General features: G+C 71.5%; 15 protein-coding genes. 14 read left to right on the top strand and 1 reads right to left on the bottom strand.

Going from position 1 to position 23,082, the window contains the following annotated elements; translation table 11 throughout:
• The first annotated feature begins 37 nt into the window (after positions 1-37).
• The gene (locus ACF09C_RS18370) at positions 38-2,659 is read left to right on the top strand and encodes a valine--tRNA ligase (protein ID WP_392092472.1); all 2,622 of its coding nucleotides are present in this window, start codon (positions 38-40) and stop codon (positions 2,657-2,659) included.
• Between the two features lie 173 nt (positions 2,660-2,832).
• On the top strand, positions 2,833-3,975 hold the full coding sequence (locus tag ACF09C_RS18365) for a sensor histidine kinase (protein WP_392092471.1): 1,143 nt from the start codon (positions 2,833-2,835) through the stop codon (positions 3,973-3,975).
• Positions 3,976-3,984: 9 nt separating this feature from the next.
• Here ACF09C_RS18365 and ACF09C_RS18360 read toward each other — a convergent pair whose 3' ends face one another.
• The gene (locus tag ACF09C_RS18360) at positions 3,985-5,004 is read right to left on the bottom strand and encodes a rod shape-determining protein (protein WP_392092470.1); all 1,020 of its coding nucleotides are present in this window, start codon (positions 5,002-5,004) and stop codon (positions 3,985-3,987) included.
• 100 nt (positions 5,005-5,104) lie between these two features.
• Between ACF09C_RS18360 and ACF09C_RS18355 the strand changes: the two genes are divergently transcribed.
• The 12 genes from ACF09C_RS18355 (at position 5,105) to ACF09C_RS18300 (ending at position 22,962) form a co-directional block, all read left to right on the top strand.
• Positions 5,105-6,631 carry a bifunctional folylpolyglutamate synthase/dihydrofolate synthase gene (locus ACF09C_RS18355; RefSeq protein WP_392092469.1) on the top strand — a complete coding sequence of 509 codons (1,527 nt, stop codon included), beginning with the start codon at positions 5,105-5,107 and terminating at the stop codon, positions 6,629-6,631.
• Positions 6,632-6,636: 5 nt separating this feature from the next.
• The gene (locus ACF09C_RS18350) at positions 6,637-7,008 is read left to right on the top strand and encodes a DUF4233 domain-containing protein (protein ID WP_392092468.1); all 372 of its coding nucleotides are present in this window, start codon (positions 6,637-6,639) and stop codon (positions 7,006-7,008) included.
• Between the two features lie 186 nt (positions 7,009-7,194).
• Positions 7,195-7,608, top strand: coding sequence for a nucleoside-diphosphate kinase (ndk, locus tag ACF09C_RS18345; protein WP_362411154.1), 414 nt, complete (start codon positions 7,195-7,197; stop codon positions 7,606-7,608).
• Positions 7,609-7,966: 358 nt separating this feature from the next.
• On the top strand, positions 7,967-8,986 hold the full coding sequence (locus tag ACF09C_RS18340; protein ID WP_033201091.1) for a rod shape-determining protein: 1,020 nt from the start codon (positions 7,967-7,969) through the stop codon (positions 8,984-8,986).
• Positions 8,987-9,124: 138 nt separating this feature from the next.
• Complete coding sequence (mreC, locus tag ACF09C_RS18335) at positions 9,125-10,222, top strand: rod shape-determining protein MreC (protein ID WP_392092467.1); 1,098 nt, start codon at positions 9,125-9,127, stop codon at positions 10,220-10,222.
• Between the two features lie 3 nt (positions 10,223-10,225).
• A complete protein-coding gene (gene mreD / locus ACF09C_RS18330) occupies positions 10,226-10,891 on the top strand; it encodes a rod shape-determining protein MreD (protein ID WP_392092466.1) in 666 nt (221 codons plus the stop codon).
• 19 nt (positions 10,892-10,910) lie between these two features.
• Complete coding sequence (gene mrdA, locus ACF09C_RS18325; RefSeq protein WP_392092465.1) at positions 10,911-13,103, top strand: penicillin-binding protein 2; 2,193 nt, start codon at positions 10,911-10,913, stop codon at positions 13,101-13,103.
• Positions 13,104-13,107: 4 nt separating this feature from the next.
• Positions 13,108-14,307: a rod shape-determining protein RodA gene (gene rodA / locus ACF09C_RS18320; RefSeq protein WP_392092464.1), complete on the top strand. Its 1,200-nt coding sequence runs from the start codon at positions 13,108-13,110 to the stop codon at positions 14,305-14,307.
• Between the two features lie 105 nt (positions 14,308-14,412).
• Positions 14,413-15,927, top strand: a complete 1,515-nt coding sequence (locus ACF09C_RS18315; RefSeq protein ID WP_392092463.1) for a CHAD domain-containing protein — start codon at positions 14,413-14,415, stop codon at positions 15,925-15,927.
• A gap of 50 nt (positions 15,928-15,977) precedes the next feature.
• Positions 15,978-17,906: a TIGR03960 family B12-binding radical SAM protein gene (locus ACF09C_RS18310; protein ID WP_362411137.1), complete on the top strand. Its 1,929-nt coding sequence runs from the start codon at positions 15,978-15,980 to the stop codon at positions 17,904-17,906.
• A gap of 310 nt (positions 17,907-18,216) precedes the next feature.
• Positions 18,217-18,993 carry a TIGR03936 family radical SAM-associated protein gene (locus ACF09C_RS18305; RefSeq protein ID WP_392092462.1) on the top strand — a complete coding sequence of 259 codons (777 nt, stop codon included), beginning with the start codon at positions 18,217-18,219 and terminating at the stop codon, positions 18,991-18,993.
• Between the two features lie 234 nt (positions 18,994-19,227).
• Positions 19,228-22,962, top strand: coding sequence for a ribonuclease E/G (locus ACF09C_RS18300; RefSeq protein WP_392092461.1), 3,735 nt, complete (start codon positions 19,228-19,230; stop codon positions 22,960-22,962).
• Positions 22,963-23,082: the final 120 nt, after the last annotated feature.

Below are 23,082 nucleotides of genomic sequence, written 5' to 3'. Positions count from 1 at the left end.
TTTCGGGACACCCCCGAGACACCCCTAAACTGACCCCGTGACCGAGAACACTCAGCAGCAGACAGCGCCCACCACCGAACTGCCGACCCAGTACGCGCCGGCCGAGGTAGAAGGGCCGCTGTACGAGCGCTGGGTAGAGCGCGGTTACTTCGAGGCCGACGCGAAGAGCGAGAAGCCCCCGTACACCATCGTCATCCCGCCGCCGAACGTCACCGGCTCGCTCCACCTGGGCCACGCCTTCGAGCACACGCTGATCGACGCCCTCACCCGCCGCAAGCGCATGCAGGGTTACGAGACGCTGTGGCAGCCCGGCATGGACCACGCCGGCATCGCCACCCAGAACGTCGTCGAGCGCGAGCTCGCCAAGGAGGGCAAGTCCCGCCACGACCTGGGGCGCGAGGCGTTCGTCGAGCGCGTCTGGCAGTGGAAGGCCGAGTCCGGCGGCCAGATCAGCGGCCAGATGCGCCGTCTCGGCGACGGTGTCGACTGGTCCCGTGAACGCTTCACCATGGACGAGGGCCTGTCCCAGGCTGTCCAGACCATCTTCAAGCGGCTCTACGACGACGAGCTGATCTACCGCGCCGAGCGCATCATCAACTGGTGCCCGCGCTGTCTGACGGCCATCTCCGACATCGAGGTCGAGTACCAGGACGACGACGGCGAGCTGGTCTCCATCCGCTACGGCGACGGTGACGCCTCCATCGTCGTCGCGACGACGCGTGCCGAGACGATGCTCGGCGACACGGCCGTCGCCGTCCACCCGGACGACGAGCGGTACAAGCACCTGGTCGGCACCGAGATCGAGCTGCCGCTGACCGGCCGCCGGATCCCGGTCGTCGCCGACGAGCACGTCGACCCCGAGTTCGGCACCGGCGCCGTCAAGGTGACCCCCGCCCACGACCCGAACGACTTCGAGATCGGCCAGCGCCACGGCCTGCCGAACCTCGCCGTCATGGACGAGCGCGCCGTCATCACCGCCCACGGCCCCTTCCAGGGCCTGGACCGCCTCGAGGCCCGCTCGGCCATCGTCGCCGCCCTGCGCGCCGAGGGCCGGATCGTCGCCGAGAAGCGCCCGTACGTCCACTCCGTCGGCCACTGCTCGCGTTGCAAGACGACCATCGAGCCTCGCCTGTCGATGCAGTGGTGGGTCAAGGTCGGCCCGCTCGCCAAGGCCGCGGGTGACGCCGTCCGCGACGGCAAGGTCAAGATCCACCCGCAGGAGATGGAGAAGCGGTACTTCGACTGGGTCGACAACCTCCACGACTGGTGCATCTCGCGCCAGCTCTGGTGGGGTCACCGCATCCCCGTCTGGTACGGCCCGAACGGTGAGATCGTCTGCGTCGGCCCCGACGAGGAGCCGCCGACGGGCGAGGGCTGGCACCAGGACACCGACGTCCTGGACACCTGGTTCTCCTCCGGCCTGTGGCCGTTCTCCACGCTCGGCTGGCCCGAACAGACCGAGAGCCTCGCGAAGTTCTACCCGAACTCCGTCCTGGTCACCGGCTACGACATCCTCTTCTTCTGGGTCGCCCGGATGATGATGTTCGGCCTGTACGCGATGGACGGCACCCCGCCGTTCCACACCATCGCCCTGCACGGCATGGTCCGCGACCAGTTCGGCAAGAAGATGTCGAAGTCCTTCGGCAACGCGGTCAACCCGCTGGACTGGATGAACGAGTACGGTTCCGACGCCGTCCGCTTCACCCTGGCCAACGGCGCCAACCCGGGCGTCGACGTCCCGATCGGCGAGGACTGGGTCAAGGCCTCCCGGAACTTCGCCAACAAGATCTGGAACGCCACCCGCTTCGCGCTGATGAACGGCGCCACGGTCGAGGGCCCGCTGCCCGACGCGTCGGAGATGTCCGCGACGGACCGCTGGATCCTCTCGCGGCTCAACAAGACCGTCGCCGAGGTCGACGCCTTCTACGACGACTACCAGTTCGCGAAGCTCGCCGACGCGCTCTACCACTTCGCGTGGGACGAGGTCTTCGACTGGTACGTCGAGCTGTCGAAGACCACGTTCTTCGCCGGCGGCGAGCAGGCGAAGGTCTCCGGCCGGGTCCTCGGCGAGGTCCTGGACGTGATGCTGCGGCTGCTTCACCCGATCGTCCCGTTCGTCACGGAGACGCTCTGGACCACGCTCACCGGCAAGGAGTCGGTCGTCATCGCCGACTGGCCGACCGACTCGGGCTTCCGCGACGAGGCCGCCGAGAAGGAGATCGAGCTGGTCCAGCAGGTCGTCACCGAGGTCCGCCGGTTCCGTTCCGACCAGGGGCTGCAGCCCGGCCAGAAGGTCCCGGCCCGCCTGGACCTGACCGGTACCGCGCTCGCTTCGCACGAGGCGGCCATCCGTCAGCTGCTGCGCCTCCAGCCGGAGGGCGAGGGCTTCTCCGCCACCGCCTCCCTCCCCGTCGCCGGCGCCACCGTCGCGCTCGACCTGTCCGGGACGATCGACGTGGCGGCCGAGCGGAAGCGCCTCGCGAAGGACCTGGCCGCCGCCGAGAAGGAGAAGGCGCAGGCCAACGGGAAGCTCGGCAACGAGGCGTTCCTCGCCAAGGCGCCGGACAACGTCGTGGACAAGATCCGTACCCGGCTCGCCAAGGCGGACGAGGACATCGCCCGCATCCAGGCGCAGCTGGAGCGGCTGCCGCAGGCCTAGAGCGACACAAGGAGGAGGGCCCGGAACCGAACGGTTCCGGGCCCTCCTCCGTTTCTGGGGTGATTCATGCGTATTCATTGATCAAACAGCAGATTGACTGGAGTGCCCGATCTCACACCTGAAGTGACTTAAGTCCGGTACGGAGGGTCGAAGGACCCTGGATGATGGAGGGCATGTCCCGACTGCCCGCCTTCCCCGCGCTGCGGCGCCGCGTGGACCGGTGGGCGGGTTCGCCGCGCGCGCTCGACGTCGTGACGGCGGTGAGCGCCTTCGCGCTGATGTCCCTCGACGTGCCGGGCCTGGCCCGCGCCGACAACTCCCTGACCGGTGCCACCGCCTCCCTGGTCCTGGCGGCCGGGGCCGCGACGCTCGTCCTGCGGCGCCGGCTGCCCTGGGTGCCGTACCTGGTGGCGCTCGCCCTCATGGGCTGGCTGCACGAGCTGACGATGATCCAGTTCGCGCTGTACTCCCTCGGCCGGTTCCGGGGCCGCGCGGTCGCCGTCGTCGCGACCGTGCTCTACGTGGCCGTGGCCTACTCCCTGTTCCTGATGCCCGGCTGGCCGGCCCGGCACGGCGAGACCCTCAGCGACTTCCTCAGTCTCGTCGTGCCCATCGGCGTCCTCGCGGCAGGTGTCGGCATCGGCGCGAACCGCCAGGACCTGGTGCGCGCCCTGGAGTCACAGCGGGCGGAGGCGGCGGCCCGGCAGGCCGTCCAGGAGGAGCGGATCTCGGTCGGGCGGGACGTCCACGACCTGGTCGGGCGCGAGCTGACCGTGCTGGCCGTACGGGCCGAGGTACTCGCCGTACGGGCCAGGGGCGCGACGTACCAGTCGGACTTCGAGGAGCTCGCGGACACCGCGCGGCGGGCCCACCACATGCTGAACGAGACCATCGTGCGGCGTGCCGACGGGGGCGCGGCGACGCCCGGCCTCGAAGGGCTCGACGCGCTCGCGGCGGAGAGCGAGCGGATGGGCGGGCCGGTCGACCTCGTGGTCGCCGAGGAGGCGAAGGCGCTCTCGCCGCTGCGTCAGGCCGCCGTGCACCGCGTCGTCCAGGAGTGCCTGACGAACGCCGCCAAGCACGCGCCGGGGCTGCCGGTGACGGTCACGATCGAGGTGGTGGGCCGCGACCTGCGCGTCGAGGTCCGCAACCCGCTCCCCGAGAACCCGCCGGACCGCGCCCCGGTCTCCACGGGCACCGGCCTGTTCTCCATGGAGGAGCGGGTCACGAGCATGGGCGGCAGCCTGTCGGCGGGCCCGGCCGGCGGTACGTACACGGTGACGGCGCTCCTGCCGACGGGCTTCGACCGGACGTAGTCCCTGACGTCAGCGTCCGCTCTCCGCCCGCCCCAGCACCCGCTGCAGGCTGTCGAACTCCTCCACGCAGCGGCCCGAGCCGAGGGCCACGCAGTCCAGCGGGTCGTCCGCGACGAAGACCGGGATGCCCGTCGCCGAGGCCATCCGCAGGTCCAGGCCCGGCAGCAGCGCGCCGCCGCCCGTGAGGACGATGCCGTGCTCCATCACGTCGCCCGAGAGCTCCGGCGGGCACTCCTCAAGGGTCGCCCGCACCGCCGCGATGATCGCCTCCACCGGCTCGTCCAGGGCTGCCCGCACCTCCGCGACCGTCAGTTCGAGCGTCTTCGGGAGCCCGCTGACCTTCTCCCGGCCCCGTACCGTGAACGTCGCCCGCTCCCGCTCCTCCTCGCCCGGCACCGGCCACGCCGAGCCGATCGCCACCTTCACGTCCTCCGCCGTGCGTTCCCCGATCAGCAGCGAGTGCTCCTTGCGGACGAAGTCGGTGATCGCCGCGTCAAGACGGTCGCCGCCCACCCGCAGCGACTGCGCCGTGACGATGCCGCCGAGCGAGATCACCGCCACCTCCGTCGTACCGCCGCCGATGTCCACGATCATCGAGCCGCGCGGGGAGGCGACCGGCAGCCCCGCCCCGATCGCGGCCGCCATCGGTTCCTCGATGAGATGGACCGCGCGGGCGCCCGCCGAGCGCGAGGCGTGCACGATCGCCCGCCGCTCCACCGGCGTCACCCCGCTCGGCACGCAGACCACCATCCGGGTCCGCGGCCTGCGCCCCTTCACGGCCTTGCGGACGAAGTGCCGGATCATCTCCTCCGCGGCCTCGTAGTCGCTGATCACCCCGTCCCGCAGTGGCCGGATCGCCGTGATCGAACCGGGCGTCCGGCCGATCGTCTCCTTCGCCTCCGTGCCGACCGCGAGCGCCGAACGCGAGCCCTCCTGGACCGCCACCACCGACGGTTCGTTGAGCACGATGCCCTGGCCACGGGCGTAGAGAAGGGTGTTCGCGGTGCCGAGGTCGATGCCTATGTCCATGATCGCCAAGTTTGCCCGGCCCGTTCGCCGGACGGTGGGCCGAAAGTCCCGAAAGGGGTGGGTCCAATGTCCTGTCGGTGCCGCTCCGTAGACTGGGCCCGTGAGTGAGCCCCGCGACCAGTTCGACGAGTCCGACGAGTTCGGCGAGTCCGACCAGTTCGACGACATCGTCGCCGCCGAGACCGACCGAGACCCCGACCTGGCGGTGATCGAGGCCGGCAGCCGCACCCTGCGCGCCCAGGCCGGTCCGCCGCAGGGCGACCCCGTGCCCGCCCGGCCCGCCGACCCGGAGGTGGACAAGGCGCTCCGCGAGGTCGAGACCGAGCTGTCGACCCGCTGGGGCGAGACCAAGCTCGAGCCCTCCGTGACCCGTATCGCGGCGCTCATGGACGTCCTGGGCGAGCCCCAGCGCGCGTACCCCTCGATCCACATCACCGGGACGAACGGCAAGACGTCCACGGCCCGGATGATCGAGGCGCTGCTCGCCGCGTTCGACCTGCGCACCGGCCGGTACACCTCGCCGCACGTGCAGACGATCACCGAGCGCATCAGCCTGGACGGCGCCCCGATCTCCGCCGAGCGGTTCATCGAGACGTACCAGGACATCAAGCCGTACGTGGAGCTGGTCGACTCCCGCGAGGAGTACCGCCTCTCCTTCTTCGAGGTCATCACGGGCATGGCGTACGCGGCCTTCGCCGACGCGCCCGTCGACGTGGCGGTCGTCGAGGTCGGCATGGGCGGCACCTGGGACGCGACGAACGTGATCGACGCGCAGGTCGCCGTCGTCACCCCGATCGACCTGGACCACACCGACCGGCTCGGTGGGACGCCCGGCGAGATCGCGGTCGAGAAGTCCGGGATCATCAAGCAGGGCGCGACCGTCGTCCTGGCCCAGCAGCCGGTGGACGCGGCCCAGGTCATGCTGAAGAAGGCCGTCGAGGTGGACGCGACGGTGGCCCGCGAGGGCATGGAGTTCGGCATCGTCTCCCGCGAGGTCGCGGTCGGCGGCCAGCTGCTCACCCTGCGCGGACTCGGCGGCGAGTACGAGGAGATCTTCCTGCCGCTGCACGGCGCGCATCAGGCGCACAACGCGTCGGTCGCCCTCGCCGCGGTCGAGGCCTTCTTCGGGATCGGCGCGGAGCACGCCCGCACCCTGGACATCGACACCATCCGGCGCGCCTTCGCCCAGGTCGCCTCCCCGGGCCGCCTGGAAGTCGTCCGGAAGTCCCCGACGGTCATCCTGGACGCGGCGCACAACCCGCACGGCGCGCGGGCCACCGCCGAGGGCATCAGCGAGTCCTTCGGCTTCTCCCGGCTCATCGGCGTGGTCTCCACCAGCGCCGACAAGGACGCCAAGGGCCTGCTCGAAGCCTTCGAGCCGATCTTCGCCGAGGTCGTCGTGACGGCGAACTCCAACCCGCGCGCCACGGACGTCGACGCGCTCGCGGCCGTCGCCGTGGAGGTCTTCGGCGAGGACCGGGTGGTCGTCGAGCCGCGTCTGGACGACGCGATCGAGGCGGCCATCACCCTCGCGGAGGAAGAGGGCGAGTACAGCGGCGCGGGTGTCCTCGTGACCGGTTCGATCTTCACGGTCGGGGACGCCCGGCTGCTGCTCGGAAGGCGCTGAATCCGATGCGTACGCTCTGTGCCTCGACGCTGATCGGCGAGTTCTTCGTGATCGGCTTCGCCGGGCTCGTCGCCATGAAGGACGCCAGTCTGTCGATGGCCACGGTCTGGTGGGTCTGCGGTGTCGCGATGCTGCTCTCGGTGCTGCTGTGCGGGATGATCACCCGCCCGGGCGGCGTCCAGCTCGGCTGGGCGCTGCAGATCGCGCTGATCGCGAGCGGTTTCGTCGTCCCGGTGATGTTCTTCCTCGGCGCGGTCTTCGCGGCGCTGTGGTGGGCCTCCTGCCACTACGGCGCGAAGATCGACGAGGCCAAGGCCCGCTGGGCCGCGCAGGCGGAGGCCGCGGAGGCCGGCACGCCGGCCCCGGAGGCGGGCTAGCGCCGGCCCGGCCTTCCGCCTCCGGACAGGCCCAAGGGGCTGTCCGGAGGCGGGCCGCGGGCCCCGCGCGGGGGCCTGCCGGCGGCCTTCCGGGGGCGGGCTGGGGAGGGCCTGACGCTGAGTAATCGGTGGCCGGACAGGCCCTGTAGCCTCTGAGTCCCGCACACCGCACTAAGGAGCCCCACCGTGAGCCAGCGCACGCTCGTCCTGCTCAAGCCCGACGCCGTCCGCCGTGGCCTGATCGGCGAGATCATCGGTCGTATCGAGCGCAAGGCCGGCTGGACCATCTCCGCGCTCGAACTGCGCGAGCTGAGCCAGGAGACGCTGGAGCAGCACTACGGAGAGCACAAGGGCAAGCCCTTCTACGAGCCGCTGATGGGCTTCATGCAGTCCGGCCCGGTCGTCGCCCTGGTCGTCGACGGCGAGCGTGTCATCGAGGGCCTGCGGACCCTGGCCGGCCCGACCGACCCGATCGCCGCCGCCCCCGGCTCCATCCGTGGCGACTACGGCACCATCGTCCGCGAGAACCTGATCCACGCCTCGGACTCCGAGGAGTCCGCCGCCCGGGAGCTGAAGATCTTCTTCCCCGGCCTGGCCTGATCCGCCGACGGCGGACCACCTGGCGGACCACGCGGACGGGCCGGACAGGGCCGACCGGGTACATCCCGTTCTGACCCGAAGTCAGCCATCCACCGCAACGCGCCTGGGGCGACCGAAGGAATTTCGGTCGCCCCCGGGCATATGAACGGCGGGACCGGGAACGCGTAGCACCGTCCTGTCGTCACCTGTACAGAGGTGGACCACCGCGCGGTATCCGGGTGGGCGGCACTACGATGGAAAACTCCACGCCGTAGCACCCGAACACCCACCACTTCGCACCACCTCGCCTACCTGAGAAGCCGTCAACGCTCCGATTGGGAAGGCTCGACGCATCCTCATGGGAAACAAGGGGAACTCAATGTCGTTCATCGGCCGTGACATGGCTGTCGACCTCGGGACCGCCAACACGCTGGTGTACGTCAGGGGTCGAGGCATCGTTCTGAACGAGCCGTCCGTCGTCGCGATCAACACCAACACCGGCGGCATCCTGGCGGTCGGCTCCGAGGCGAAGAAGATGATCGGCCGGACTCCCGGCAACATCGTCGCCGTCCGGCCCCTGAAGGACGGCGTGATCGCCGACTTCGAGATCACCGAGCGCATGCTGCGCTACTTCATCCTCAAGATCCACAAGCGCCGCTACCTGGCCCGCCCCCGGGTCGTCGTCTGCGTGCCCTCCGGCATCACCGGAGTGGAGCGCCGCGCCGTCATCGAGGCCTCGACGCAGGCCGGCGCCCGCCAGGTGCACATCATCGAAGAGCCCATGGCCGCCGCCATCGGCTCGGGCCTGCCGGTCCACGAGGCCACGGGCAACATGGTCGTCGACATCGGCGGCGGCACCACCGAGGTCGCCGTGATCTCGCTCGGCGGAATCGTCACAGCACAGTCGATCCGGGTGGCCGGCGACGAGCTCGACAACGCGATCATCCAGCACATCAAGAAGGAGTACTCGCTCCTCCTCGGTGAGCGGACCGCCGAGCAGATCAAGATCACCATCGGCTCGGCGTACGACCTCGACAAGGACGAGCACACCGAGATCCGCGGCCGTGACCTCGTCTCCGGTCTGCCCAAGACCGTGGTCATCTCGGCCGCCGAGGTCCGCAAGGCCATCGAGGAGCCGGTCAACGCGATCGTCGACGCCGTGAAGACGACGCTCGACAAGTGCCCGCCCGAGCTCTCCGGTGACGTGATGGACCGCGGCATCGTTCTCACGGGTGGCGGCGCCCTGCTGCGCGGCCTGGACGAGCGGCTCCGCCGTGAGACCGGGATGCCGATCCACATCGCCGAGGATCCGCTGGACTCCGTGGCGCTGGGCTCCGGCAAGTGCGTGGAGGAGTTCGAGGCCCTCCAGCAGGTCCTGGACGCCCAGCCCCGCCGATAACAAGTGCGCAGCATTCGGCGCGCGATCGGCCGCACGGGTGGCAAGACCGCCCGTACGGCCGATCGTTGATATAACGACACGAACCCGCACGAACCGCACGGAACAACCGAACCACGAGGAAAGGCACGGCCGCCGCACGTGAGGGACACACGAGAGAGCCGGCTGCTCCTGGTGCTGCTGATCGCCATCGCGTTCGCACTGATCACGGTGGACATCCGCGGCGGCGAGGAGTCACCCGTCGACGGCGCCCGACAGGCGGCCGCGGCGGTCTTCGGACCGGTCGAGAACGGTGTCGCGGCGGCCGTCGACCCGATCGGCAACGCCATAGGCGCGGTGCGCGACTCGGGGGAGCGGCACGACCGCCTCGCCGCCCTGGAGCGCGAGAACGCCGCCCTCAAGGCCAAGCTCGGCAGCGACGACCGCAACCGCAGCCGCCTCCGTGAGCTCGACACCCTCCTCAAGACGGCCGGCGCCGGGCAGTACGGCATCAAGGGCGCCGAGGTCATCGCCATAGGAGCGGCCCAGGGCTTCTCCTGGACGGTCACCATCGACGCCGGCGCCAACGACGGCATCGAGCGGGACATGACCGTGCTCAACGGCTCCGGTCTGGTCGGCCGCGTCACCACCGTCGGCCCCTCCACCGCGACCGTGCTCCTCGCCAGCGACCCCGACTTCACCGTCGGCACCCGCATGGAGAAGTCGGACGAGCTCGGCTTCGCCACGGGCCAGGGCAACGGGCCGCTCCTCGTCCAGCTCCTCAACGGCAAGGCGAAGGTGAAGAACGGCGACCGGCTCGTCACCTTCGGCTCGCAGGCGAGCAAGCCCTTCGTGCCCGGCGTCCCGGTCGGCGAGGTCGTCCGCGTCGACCCGCTCGGCGGCGGCCTCACCCGCAACATCTACGTCCGCCCGTACGTGAGCTTCTCCAAGCTCGACATCGTCGGCGTCGTCGTCCAGGCCCCGCGCACCAACCCGCGCGACATGGTCCTGCCGCCCAAGCCGAAGCCCGCGCCGACCGTCACGGTCACGGTCACGCCGCCGCCCCCGGCGGGGGAGCAGCAGCCGCAGGGCCAGGTCGAGGGCCAGGTGCAGGGCGACCAGCCGCAGGGCCAGGCGCAGGGGGAGCAGCAGCCGGGACAGCAGCAGCCGGGGGAGCGGCAGCCCGGGTTGCAGCCAGGCCAGCCACAGCAGGGGCAGAAGCCCGAGAACGAGCAGCCGAACGATCAGCAGGGGGACTGAGCCATGAAGTTCAACCGGATCCTGCTCTCCGCCACGCTCGTCGTCGTCGCCCTGGTCATCCAGGTCTCCGTCCTCGCGCGCCTCCAGCTCCCCGGCGCCGTACCCGATCTCGTCCTGCTGACCGTCCTCGGTCTCGCGCTCGTGTACGGCCCGGTCAGCGGCTCCCTCATCGGCTTCGGGGCCGGCCTCCTCGCCGACCTCGCCCCGCCCGCCGACCACGCCGCCGGCCGCTACGCCCTGGTCCTCTGCGTCATCGGCTACCTCGCCGGACTCGCCCGCCCCGACAACGGCAAGCTCAAGTCCGCCAGCGGCCCGATGGCCGTGGTCGTCGCCGCGTCGATCGGCTCCACCCTGCTGTACGCGGGGGTCGGCGCCCTCGTCGGCGACACCGCCGCCCGCCACGTCGGCCTCGGCTTCCTGCTGTTCACCGCGGCCCTCTACGACCTCCTCCTCGCGCCCTTCACCGTGCCGCTGATCATGGCGCTGGCCCGGCGCGCGGAGAACGACCCGCTCGCCGCCGACACCTCGGCCGGGACGGACGTCGCCTCCGGCTGGCTCAAGTCCGGCACCGGCCTGCAGATCGGCAACCAGCGCGGCGGCCTGCGGGTCAAGGCCGCCCGGACGAGAGCGGCGCGCGCCGGACGCATCAAGGGAGTCAAGCGACTGTGAGCGAGGGGGCACCGGCAGCATGAGCAACATCCCGGAGACCGGGCGGACCCCCAGGGTCCAGGTCCGGCTCGTGATCATCCAGATCCTCGTCTTCTCCCTCCTCCTCACCCTCGGCGGACGCCTCTGGTACCTCCAGATCCGCAACGGCAAGGAGTACGCCGAGGAGGCGAAGAGCAACAACATCCAGCGCGTCGTCCAGCCCGCCGTCCGCGGCTCGATCCTCGACGCCCGGGGCGTCCCGCTCGCCGACAACGAGACCCGGCTCGTGGTCTCCGCGTCCCGCACGGACCTGATGAAGATGAAGGACGACGGCAAGGCCGTCCTCACCCGTCTCGCGGGCGTCCTCGGCATGACGCCCAAGGACGTCATGGACAAGGTCCGGCTCTGCGACTCCCAGACTCCGAAGCCCTGCTGGAACGGTTCCCCCTACCAGCCGATCCCGATCACCGACGAGGCCACCACGCAGCAGGCCCTGCGGATCCGGGAGTCCACCGAGGACTTCCCCGGCATCTCGGCCGAGCTGACCGCCGTACGCCGCTACACGGCACCCGGCAAGGCCCGCACCGCGCAGGTGCTCGGCTACCTCTCGCCGGTCACCGACGACGAGATCCAGAAGGCCAAGGACACCGAGTCGCCCTACCTCCGCTCCGACCAGGTCGGCCGCTCCGGCATCGAGCGCACGTACGACAAGGAGCTGCGCGGCAGGGCGGGCGTCACCTCCTACGAGGTGGACAAGGTCGGCCGGGTCATGGGCCAGACCCAGGCCGATCCGGGTGTGCCCGGCTCCACCCTCGTCACCAGCATCGACGCCCGCGTCCAGGCCGTCGCCGAGTACGAACTCGCCCAGGCGATGAAGACGGTCCGCGGCGAGACCGACAAGATCACCGGCCGGAAGTACGAGGCCGACGCCGGCGCCGTCGTCGTGATGGAGTCCAAGACCGGCCGCGTCGTCGCCATGGCCTCCCAGCCCGACTACGACCCCAACGCCTGGGTCGGCGGCATCTCCGGCAAGGACTACGCCCAGCTCACCAGCAAGGACTCCAACTACCCGCTGCTCAACCGGGCCATCCAGGGGCAGGCGCCCGCCGGCTCCGTCTTCAAGGTCGTGTCGGCGAGCGCGGCCGTACGGGCCGGCTACGACTTCAACGACAAGTACCTCTGCAGCAGCTCCTACAGCATGGGCAACCGGAGCTTCGCGAACTTCGAGTCCCAGGGGCACGGCCCCATCACTCTCGGGGACGCCCTCAAGTACTCCTGCAACACGGTCTTCTACCGTCTCGGCCACCAGGAGTGGAACCGCGACGGCGGCCTCAAGCCCAAGAAGGACGCCCACGACTGGTTCTACCGGACCGCCCGTGACTTCGGCTTCGGCTCCGAGACCGGCATCGACGTGCCGAACGAGGTCACGGGCCGTATCCCGGACCGCCAGTGGAAGCAGAAGTTCTGGGAGGCCAACAAGGACGCCTGGTGCAAGCAGGGCAAGAAGGGGGGCAGCTACGTCGAGCAGATCGCCTATGAGAGCTGCCTCGAGGGCAACCAGCTGAAGGCCTACGACAGCATCAACTTCTCCATCGGTCAGGGCGACGTCCTCATCACGCCCGTCCAGCTGGCCACCGCCTACGCCGCCATCAGCAACGGCGGCACGCTTTTCAACCCGACCATCGGCAAGGCCGTGATCAGCCCCGACGGCAAGAAGATCGAGGAGATCAAGCCCGAGTCCCACGGCAAGCTGCCGGTCAACGCCCAGACGATCAAGGACCTCGACAAGGGGCTCCGCTCGGTCGTCGAGCCCGGCGGCACCGCCGCCTGGCGGTTCGGCGGCTGGCCGCAGGACAAGATCCCGATGCGGGCCAAGACCGGTACCGCCCAGGTCTACGGCAAGCAGACGACGTCCTGGTTCGCCACGTACACCGACGACTTCACCATCGTCATGACGATCTCCCAGGGTGGTACGGGCTCCGGTGCCTCGGGTCCCGCGGTGCGCAACATCTACGACGCGCTCTACGGCCTCGACGACGCCGGGAACCAGGACCTCAAGCGCGCCCTCCTGCCCAAGCCGCAGGCGGCGCTGCCGAAGATCCAGCCGGACGGCACCATCGACGCGCCGGACATCAAGGCGTACGACCCGAAGTCGCAGCTGGTCGACCCGGAGAAGCAGGGAGACGGACAACAGCCGCTCGCGGGACCGCCGCACGCCAGGACGGGAGACTGAACCGATGACCGCACCGCACGGCTTCTCCGTCTCCCGGTACGCCCCCGAGCGCGGCACCCTCGCCAAGCTCACCGCCCGGGACTCGGTGCTGCGCCGGCTCGACTGGCCGATGCTGCTCTCCGCGCTCGTCCTGTCCTTCCTCGGCGCGCTGCTCGTCTGGTCCGCCACCCGCGGCCGCACCGAGCTCAACGGCGGCGACCCGTACGCCTTCCTGTTCCGGCACACGCTGAACACCGGCATCGGCTTCGCGCTGATGATCGGCACGATCTGGCTCGGCCACCGCACCCTGCGCGGCGCGGTGCCGATCCTCTACGGCATCTCGATCGTGCTGATCCTCGCCGTGCTCACCCCGCTCGGCGCGACCATCAACGGCGCGCACGCGTGGATCGTGATCGGCGGCGGCTTCTCGCTCCAGCCCAGCGAGTTCGTGAAGATCACGATCATCCTCGGCATGGCGATGTTGCTCGCGGCCAAGGTCGACGCCGGTGACCAGGTGCACCCGGACCACCGGACCGTCGCCAAGTCCCTGCTCCTGGCCGCGCTTCCGATGGCCATCGTCATGCTGATGCCGGACCTCGGCTCGGTGATGGTCATGGCGGTCATCGTGCTCGGTGTGCTGCTCGCCTCCGGCGCCTCCAACCGCTGGGTCCTCGGTCTCATCGGGGCCGGCGTCGCGGGCGCGGTCGCGGTCACCGCGCTCGGCCTCCTCGACGAGTACCAGATCAACCGCTTCGCCGCCTTCGCCAACCCCGAACTCGACCCGGCAGGCGTCGGCTACAACACCAACCAGGCGCGGATCGCGATCGGCTCCGGTGGGCTCTACGGCGCGGGGCTCTTCAACGGCCACCAGACCAGCGGCCAGTTCGTGCCCGAGCAGCAGACCGACTTCATCTTCAGCGTCGCCGGCGAGGAGCTCGGCTTCCTCGGTGGCGGACTGATCATCGTGCTGCTCGGTGTGATCCTCTGGCGCGCCTGCCGGATCGCCCGCGAGACCACCGAGCTGTACGGCACGATCGTCGCCGCCGGCATCATCGCCTGGTTCGCCTTCCAGTCCTTCGAGAACATCGGCATGGCCCTCGGCATCATGCCGGTGGCGGGTCTGCCCCTGCCGTTCGTGTCGTACGGCGGCTCGTCGATGTTCGCGGTGTGGGTGGCCATCGGACTGCTCCAGTCGATCAAGGTGCAGCGCCCGATGACGGCCTGAGGCGGCCCGAGGCGGCCTGGAGGCGGCCCGAGGCGGCCTGGAGGGGGCCCGAGTCGGGCGCGGGGCACCCTCCCGTTCCGTTCACTTCCCGTCTAGATTCGATTCATGGCGGAGACGAAGCGCGAGATCGAGCGGAAGTACGAAGCCACGGCACGGACGGAGCTGCCCGACCTGACGAGGGCGCCCGGCGTCGCCTCGGTCGAGGACCGGGGCGTCGCCGAACTCGACGCGGTCTACTACGACACCCCCGACCTGCGGCTCGCCGCGGACGCGCTGACCCTGCGCCGCCGCACGGGTGGCGGGGACGCGGGCTGGCACCTCAAGTTCCCGGTCGCCTCCGGGATCCGCGACGAGATCAGGGCCCCGCTCTCCGACACCCTCCCCAAGGCCCTGGCGGGCCTGGTCCGCTCCCGCACGCGCGCCGAGACCGTCGTCCCGGTCGTCCGCCTCCGCTCCACCCGCCGGGTCCACCACCTCGTGGACGACGAGGGAGCCCTCCTCGCCGAACTCTCCGTCGACACCGTCCGAGCGGAACGCCTCCCGGAGGGCCCGGACACGTCCTGGACGGAGATCGAGGTCGAACTCGCGGACGACGCCGACCCGACCGTCCTCGACGCGGTCGAGAAGCGCCTGAAGAAGGCCGGGATCCGCCCGTCCGCGTCCGCGTCGAAGGTCGCGCGCGCGCTCGCGGAGACGGGACCGGAGCCCGAGCCCGAGTACGCGTCGCCGCCGGCCGACACCGCCGGCGCCCGCGTCCTCGCGTACGTACGGGAGCAGGTGGAGGCGATCGTCGCCCTCGACCCCGCCGTGCGGCGCGACCTTCCCGACTCCGTGCACCAGATGCGCGTCGCCTGCCGGCGCCTGCGCAGCGCCTTCAAGAGCTACCGCAAGGTCCTCGACCGCGCCGCCACCGACCCGATCGGCGACGAACTCAAGTGGCTCGCCGGCGAGCTGGGCGTCGCCCGCGACCAGGAGGTCCTCACCGAGCGCCTCCGCACCCGCCTCGACACGATCCCCCGCACCCTCGTCCTCGGACCGGTCCGCGCCCGACTGCGCGTCTGGGACAAGGCCCACGGCGGCGGGGCCCGCCGCAAGACCCTCGCCGCCCTCGACTCCGCCCGCCACCTCGCCCTGCTCGGCGCCCTCGACGCGCTGCTCACCGACCCCCCGCTGCTCAAGGCCGCCGCCGACGCCCCGGCACCCGTCCTCGCCGCCGCCGTCCTCAAGGACTACGACCGCCTCGCCACGTGTGCCGATCACGCCCTCGCCCTGCTCCCCGGCCACGACCGCGACCTGGCGATGCACGAGGCCCGCAAGGCGGCCAAGCGCGCCCGGTACGCCGCCGAGGCAGCCACCCCCACCCTCGGCAAGCCCGCCAAGCGCTTCGCCAAGCGGATGAAGGACGTCCAGACCGTCCTCGGCGAGCACCAGGACAGCGTCGTCGCCCGCGAGGCCCTGCGCGACCTCGCGATCCAGGCCCACGCGGCCGGCGAGTCCGCCTTCACCTGGGGACTCCTGCACGGCCAGGAGGAGGCGGCCGGCGCGGCGGGCGAACGCGCGTTTCCCCAGGTCTGGGCCAGGGCCTCGGCCCCGGAACTGAGGGCGCCACTCACCCACTGAGCACCGGGTACGCTTGAGAGTCGCCCCCTGCCAGCTCACGAAGGTTCGAGATGTCTGCTGCCGAGTCTGTCTTCCCGCAGCTCGAAGCTCTGCTCCCGCACGTGCAGAAGCCGATTCAGTACGTCGGTGGAGAGCTGAACTCCACGGTCAAGCCGTGGGAGTCCGCCGACGTCCGCTGGGCACTGATGTACCCGGACGCGTACGAGGTCGGTCTGCCCAACCAGGGCGTCATGATCCTCTACGAGGTACTGAACGAGCGCGAGGGCGTCCTGGCCGAGCGTACGTACAGCGTCTGGCCGGACCTCGAAGAGCTGATGCGGGAGCACGGCGTCCCGCAGTTCACCGTCGACAGCCACCGCCCGGTCGGCGCGTTCGACGTCTTCGGCCTGAGCTTCTCCACGGAGCTCGGCTACACCAACATGCTGACGGCCCTCGACCTGGCGGGCATCCCGCTGGAGTCCAAGGACCGCACCGTCGACCACCCGATCGTGCTCGCCGGCGGTCACGCCGCGTTCAACCCCGAGCCGATCGCGGACTTCGTCGACGCGGTGATCATCGGCGACGGCGAGCAGGCCGTCCTCGACATGACCGAGATCATCCGCGCCTGGAAGGCCGAGGGCCGCCCGGGCGGACGCGAGGAGGTCCTCCTCCGGCTCGCCAAGACCGGCTCGGTCTACATCCCGGGCTTCTACGACGTCGAGTACCTGCCGGACGGCCGGATCGCCCGTGTGGTCCCGAACCGCTCGGGCGTGCCGTGGCGCGTCTCGAAGCACACGGTCATGGACCTCGACGAGTGGCCCTACCCGAAGCAGCCGCTGGTCCCGCTCGCCGAGACGGTCCACGAGCGGATGTCGGTGGAGATCTTCCGCGGCTGCACCCGCGGCTGCCGTTTCTGCCAGGCCGGCATGATCACGCGCCCCGTGCGGGAGCGAAGCATCACCGGCATCGGCGAGATGGTCGAGAAGGGCCTCAAGGCGACCGGCTTCGAGGAGGTCGGCCTGCTCTCCCTGTCCTCCGCGGACCACACGGAGATCGCCGACATCGCCAAGGGCCTGGCGGACCGCTACGAGGAAGACAAGATCGGCCTCTCGCTCCCCTCCACCCGGGTGGACGCCTTCAACGTCGACCTCGCGAACGAGCTGACCCGCAACGGCCGCCGCTCCGGTCTCACCTTCGCCCCCGAGGGCGGCTCCGAGCGCATGCGCAAGGTCATCAACAAGATGGTCTCGGAGGAGGACCTGATCCGTACGGTCGCCACGGCCTACGGCAACGGCTGGCGCCAGGTGAAGCTGTACTTCATGTGCGGCCTGCCGACGGAGACCGACGAGGACGTCCTCCAGATCGGTGACATGGCGGTCAACGTGATCGCCAAGGGCCGCGAGGTCTCCGGCCAGAACGACATCCGCTGCACGGTCTCCATCGGCGGCTTCGTCCCGAAGCCGCACACCCCGTTCCAGTGGGCCCCGCAGCTGTCGGCGGAGGAGACGGACGCGCGCCTGGCGAAGCTCCGGGACAAGATCCGCGGCGACAAGAAGTACGGCCGTTCGATCGGCTTCCGCTACCACGACGGCAAGCCCGGCATCGTCGAGGGCCTCCTCTCCCGCGGTGACCGCCGCATCGGCGCCGTCATCCGCGCGGTCTACGAGGACGGCGGCCGCTTCGACGGCTGGCGCGAGCACTTCTCGTACGACCGCTGGATGGCCTGCGCCGACAAGACGCTCCCCGAGCAGGGCGTCGACGTCGCCTGGTACACCACCCGCGAGCGCACCTACGAGGAAGTCCTCCCCTGGGACCACCTGGACTCCGGCCTGGACAAGGACTGGCTCTGGGAGGACTGGCAGGACGCCCTCGACGAGACCGAGGTCGACGACTGCCGCTGGACGCCGTGCTTCGACTGCGGCGTGTGCCCGGCCATGCAGACCGAGATCCAGGTCGGCCCGACCGGCAAGAAGTTGCTGCCGCTGACGGTCGTCAAGTAGCCGCACAGCACTCCGACGACGGCCCGGCGCGAGGGAGACCCCGCGCCGGGCCGTCGCCGTGCCGCCTCCCCCGGGTGACCGAGCCTGGGGAACCGGTGGTGGCCTCTACGCGTACTCTGGGTAGTACAACAACCGCCTCCGGCGCGGTGCCCGCATCCGAGATCTCCCCGCGAAAGCGGGGGTGAGCCGGGCGGGCCCCCCAGAGGCCCCCTGTCTGTTCGAGGGCGGCGCGGCACCCGCGCCCGCCCCGCACCGAGGAGAAGAACCACTGGGCAAGCGACAGCCCGAAGGCCCGCCGCCCGCACCGGCGGTGCAGCGCATCCGACTGCGCTACACCAAGCGCGGCCGCCTCCGGTTCACCAGCCACCGTGACTTCCAGCGCGCCTTCGAGCGCGCGCTGCGCCGCGCCGAGGTGCCCATGGCGTACTCGGCCGGATTCACCCCGCACCCCAAGGTGTCGTACGCCAACGCCGCCCCCACGGGTACGGGCTCCGAGGCCGAGTACCTGGAGATCGCCCTCACCGAGGCACGGGACCCCGAGACCCTGCGGGCCCTGCTCGACGAGTCGCTCCCGGCCGGCCTCGACATCACCGACGCCGTCGAGGCCCGCACCTCGGGACTCGCCGACCGGCTCACCGCCTCCGTGTGGGAGCTCCGGCTCGACGGCGTCACCGCCGAGGACGCGCAGAAGGCCGTCGACGCCTTCCTCGCGGCCGAGACCGTGGAAGTACAGCGCAAGACCAAGAACGGCATCCGTTCCTTCGACGCCCGCTCGGCCGTCGCCGAGCTCCAGGCACGTTCCGCGGCTGATAGGCCGCTGGACAATGCCTGTGCGATACTGCGGCTGGTTGTTCGGCACGTGACACCTGCCGTGCGACCCGACGACGTCCTGTCCGGTCTCCGAGCTGTGGCCGACCTGGCGCCGCCGGTCCCCGCAGCGGTGACCAGGCTGGCGCAGGGGCTCTTCGACGAGGAGTCCGGCACGGTGACCGACCCGCTCGCGCCCGACCGCGAGGCAGTCACGGCCGCTCCACCCACGGCCGCCGCGACCGCCTCAGCGACGGCGCCGGGTACCGGTTCCGCGTAGGGAGCGGTCGTCGTAGCGCAGCCCTGGCACTCGGGAGCCACCTGGGTCCGGCAGCGCACTGACCAGGAGACTTTCGCCAGGCCGTACGTACAACGCGTACGGAACCGGCGAGCCAGACATCAGCTCCCGTGCGGCGCCCGCGCCCCGGACGGCGGCACCGCGCATCGTGCGTGATCGTGCCGCCGGACCGGATCAAGACGCGGCGCCCGGGGGCGTGACGGGAGAACCGCCCGCATGCTCGAGCAGCACGAAGAAAGCAACGAGAACAACAACGCACCTGGTGACAAGCTGCCGCCGCGCCGCAGGCGCCGCGCCGCTTCCCGCCCCGCCGGTCCGCCGGTCGCGGCGGAGGTCACCGAGACCGTGGCCGAGGTCGTCGTGGAGACGCCGGAGACCACCCCGGCCGCCGCGCCGGAGCCCGTGGAGGAGCCCGCCGCTCCCGCGCGCCCGCGTCGCCGCGCCACCCGCAAGGCCACCGCCCCGGCCCCGGTCGCCGAGACCGTCGAGACCGAGGCCCCCGTCGCCGAGGCTCCCGTCGAGGAGCCCGCCGCCCCGGCCCGTACGCGTCGCCGTGCCACCCGCAAGGCCACCACGCCCGAGCCCGTCGCCGAGGTCGTCGAGACCGAGGCCCCCGTCGCCGAGGCTCCCGTGGAGGAGCCCGCCGCCCCGGCCCGTACGCGTCGCCGCGCCACCCGTAAGGCCACCACGCCCGAGCCCGTCGCCGAGGTCGTCGAGACCGAAGCCGCCGTGGCAGCCCCCGTCGCGGAGGCCCCCGCCGTGGAGGCTCCCGTGGAGGAGCCCGCCGCCGCCCCGGCCCGTACGCGTCGGCGCGCCACCCGCAAGGCCACCTCGCCCGAGGTCACCCCCGCCGGCGGCGAGAGCCTGCCGCAGGAGACCGTCGCACAGATCACCGCCGAGGCCGCCGAGCCCGAGGTCGCCGCCGCCGAGAAGGCCGCCACCCGGGGCCGCACCCGCCGCCGCGCCACCTCGCCGCAGTTCACCTCCGAGCCCCCGGCGCCCGCCGTGGCCGAGGAGGAGCCCCGCGGCCGCCGTGCCGCGCGCCCCGCCGTCGCCGTGTTCCAGGCCCCGGTCTTCACCGAGCCCATGTTCCAGACCCCGGAGACCGCGGCCGCCGCCGCTGCCGCCGAGGTCGTGGAGGAGGACGAGGAGGAGACGGTCGAGGCCGAGGAGACCGCCGCGCCCGTCGAGGCCGTCGAGCGTCCCGAGCCCGCCGGCCGTCGGCGCCGTCGTCGTCGTGGCGAGCCCGCCGAGCCCGTGGCCGTCGAGCCGGTGCCCGCCACCGTCGCCGACGAGCCCGAGGTCGAGGCCGAGGAGCCCGAGGCGGAGGCCGAGGAGTCCGACGAGTACGGGGACCGCCCGTCCCGCCGTCGCCGCCGTGGTGGCCGTCGCCGTCGCCGCGGTGAGCTCGCCGAGGCCGAGGAGGCCGAGGAGAGCGACGAGACGGACGAGGCCCGCGCCGAGGACGAGGAGTCCGAGGACGAGGAGTCCGACACCGACGAGTACGAGGGCGGCGCGCCGTCCTCCGGCAGCAGCAGCTCGCGCCGCCGTCGCCGCCGTCGCCGCCGCAGCGGTGACGCGGGTGGCGAGCACGAGGCGGGCGACGAGGACGGCGTCCGTACGGTCGTCAAGGTCCGCGAGCCCCGCCCGGCCCGCGAGAAGGCCGAGCCGTCCGACGAGGTCCAGTCCATCAAGGGCTCCACCCGCCTGGAGGCGAAGAAGCAGCGCCGCCGCGAGGGCCGCGAGCAGGGCCGCCGCCGCGTCCCGATCATCACCGAGGCCGAGTTCCTGGCCCGCCGTGAGGCCGTCGAGCGCGTCATGGTCGTCCGCCAGAACGGCGAGCGCACCCAGATCGGCGTCCTGGAAGACAACGTGCTCGTCGAGCACTACGTCAACAAGGAGCAGGCCACCTCGTACGTCGGCAACGTCTACCTGGGCAAGGTCCAGAACGTGCTGCCGTCGATGGAGGCCGCCTTCGTCGACATCGGCAAGGGCCGCAACGCCGTCCTGTACGCCGGTGAGGTCAACTTCGAGGCTCTCGGCATGGCCAACGGGCCGCGCCGCATCGAGACCGCCCTCAAGTCCGGCCAGTCGGTCCTCGTGCAGGTCACCAAGGACCCGATCGGGCACAAGGGCGCGCGTCTGACCAGCCAGGTCTCCCTGCCGGGCCGCTACCTCGTGTACGTCCCCGAGGGCTCGATGACCGGCATCAGCCGCAAGCTCCCGGACACCGAGCGCGCCCGCCTGAAGACCATCCTCAAGAAGATCGTCCCCGAGGACGCGGGCGTCATCGTGCGCACCGCCGCCGAGGGCGCGAGCGAGGACGAGCTGCGCCGTGACGTCGAGCGTCTGCAGGCGCAGTGGGAGGACATCCAGAAGAAGGCGAAGAGCGGCAACGCCCCGACCCTTCTCTACGGCGAGCCGGACATGACCGTCCGGGTCGTCCGCGACATCTTCAACGAGGACTTCTCGAAGGTCATCGTCAGCGGTGACGACGCCTGGGAGACCATCCACGGGTACGTCAACCACGTCGCCCCGGACCTGACCGACCGCCTGTCCAAGTGGACGAGCGAGGTCGACGTCTTCGCGACGTACCGGATCGACGAGCAGCTGATGAAGGCGCTGGACCGCAAGGTCTGGCTGCCGAGCGGTGGCTCGCTGGTGATCGACAAGACCGAGGCGATGATCGTCGTCGACGTCAACACCGGCAAGTTCACCGGTCAGGGCGGCAACCTCGAAGAGACCGTGACGAGGAACAACCTCGAAGCGGCCGAGGAGATCGTCCGCCAGCTGCGCCTGCGCGACCTGGGCGGCATCGTCGTCATCGACTTCATCGACATGGTCCTGGAGTCCAACCGCGACCTGGTGCTGCGCCGCCTCCTGGAGTGCCTGGGCCGTGACCGGACCAAGCACCAGGTGGCCGAGGTCACCTCGCTGGGCCTGATCCAGATGACCCGTAAGCGGGTCGGCCAGGGCCTCCTGGAGTCCTTCTCCGAGACCTGTGTCCACTGCAACGGCCGTGGCGTCATCGTGCACATGGAGCAGCCGACCGCCCCCGGTGGCGGCGGCAGCGGCAAGCGCTCGAAGCGGCGTGGCCGCGGCGGCGCCGAGCACCACGAGCACGAGCACGTCGACGGCGCCGTCGAGGAGACGGAGTCCGAGACCGAGACGGTCGAGACCGAGGCCGAGGTGGCCGCGGAGATCGCCGCCCCGGTGGCCGTGGAGGAGCCCTTCCGCCCCGACGAGGAGCTGTACGGCAGCGCCGCCGAGGCCGAGGCCGCCGCCACGCGGGGCCGCGGTCGCCGTCGGGCGACCCGCAGGGTCTCCGCGCCGGTCGCCTCCACGCCCGCCCCGGCGGTCGTGACGGAGCCCGAGCCCGTCGTCGAGGCCGCGCCGGTCGTCGAGCCCGTGGCCGAGGCGCCGGCCGTCGAGGAGGCCGCCCCGGCCCCCCGTACGCGCCGCCGCGCCACGCGGAAGGCGACGGCCCCGGCCGGTTCGCCGGCCGCCGCGGAGCCGGTCGTCGAGACCGTCGTCGAGCCCGTCGCGGCCCCGGAACCGGTCGTCGAGGCCGCTCCCGAGCCCGTGGTCGAGGCGCCGGTCGTCGAGGAGGCCCCCGTGGCCGCCCCGCCGAGGGCCCGTCGTCGGGTCGTCCGCAAGGTGACCGCCCCCGCCGGTTCGCCCTCGGGTGCCGAGGAGGCCGCCGTTCTGGTGGTCGAGTCCCCGGTTGCCGCTGCCCCGGCAGAGGCGCCCGCCGCCGAGGCGCCCGCCGCGGACGGCGAGGCCGAGGCCGCGGCCCCGGCCAAGAAGACGGCCGCCCGCAAGACGGCGAAGAAGGCCACCGCGAAGAAGGCCGCCACCAAGAAGACGGCGACGGCCAAGAAGACCGCGGCGAAGAAGACGACCGCCAAGAAGGCCACCGCCAAGAAGACGGCAGCCCCGGCACAGGACTGACCCGGCCGGGGGGGGGCGGGGCGCGGCGGGGGGGCCCCCCCCCCCCCCCCCCCCCCCCCCCCCCCGGGGGGGCCCCCCATTTTACCCCCCCCGCCCCGGCCCGAAACAAGACCCACCGCG

The sequence above is a fragment of the Streptomyces sp. NPDC014870 genome (assembly GCF_043081505.1).
Lineage (GTDB): Bacteria > Actinomycetota > Actinomycetes > Streptomycetales > Streptomycetaceae > Streptomyces.
The sequence above is the reverse complement of the archived record's forward strand: the minus strand, read 5'-3'. Positions and strand labels throughout refer to the sequence as shown.

Coding starts and splice junctions, on each gene's coding strand:
- ACF09C_RS18365 (WP_392092471.1), top strand. CDS start 2,833: ATGTCCCGACTGCCCGCCTTCCCCGCGCTGCGGCGCCGCGTGGACCGG.
- ACF09C_RS18360 (WP_392092470.1), bottom strand. CDS start 5,004: ATGGACATAGGCATCGACCTCGGCACCGCGAACACCCTTCTCTACGCC.
- ACF09C_RS18350 (WP_392092468.1), top strand. CDS start 6,637: ATGCGTACGCTCTGTGCCTCGACGCTGATCGGCGAGTTCTTCGTGATC.
- ACF09C_RS18340 (WP_033201091.1), top strand. CDS start 7,967: ATGTCGTTCATCGGCCGTGACATGGCTGTCGACCTCGGGACCGCCAAC.
- mreD (WP_392092466.1), top strand. CDS start 10,226: ATGAAGTTCAACCGGATCCTGCTCTCCGCCACGCTCGTCGTCGTCGCC.
- mrdA (WP_392092465.1), top strand. CDS start 10,911: ATGAGCAACATCCCGGAGACCGGGCGGACCCCCAGGGTCCAGGTCCGG.
- rodA (WP_392092464.1), top strand. CDS start 13,108: ATGACCGCACCGCACGGCTTCTCCGTCTCCCGGTACGCCCCCGAGCGC.
- ACF09C_RS18315 (WP_392092463.1), top strand. CDS start 14,413: ATGGCGGAGACGAAGCGCGAGATCGAGCGGAAGTACGAAGCCACGGCA.
- ACF09C_RS18310 (WP_362411137.1), top strand. CDS start 15,978: ATGTCTGCTGCCGAGTCTGTCTTCCCGCAGCTCGAAGCTCTGCTCCCG.
- ACF09C_RS18300 (WP_392092461.1), top strand. CDS start 19,228: ATGCTCGAGCAGCACGAAGAAAGCAACGAGAACAACAACGCACCTGGT.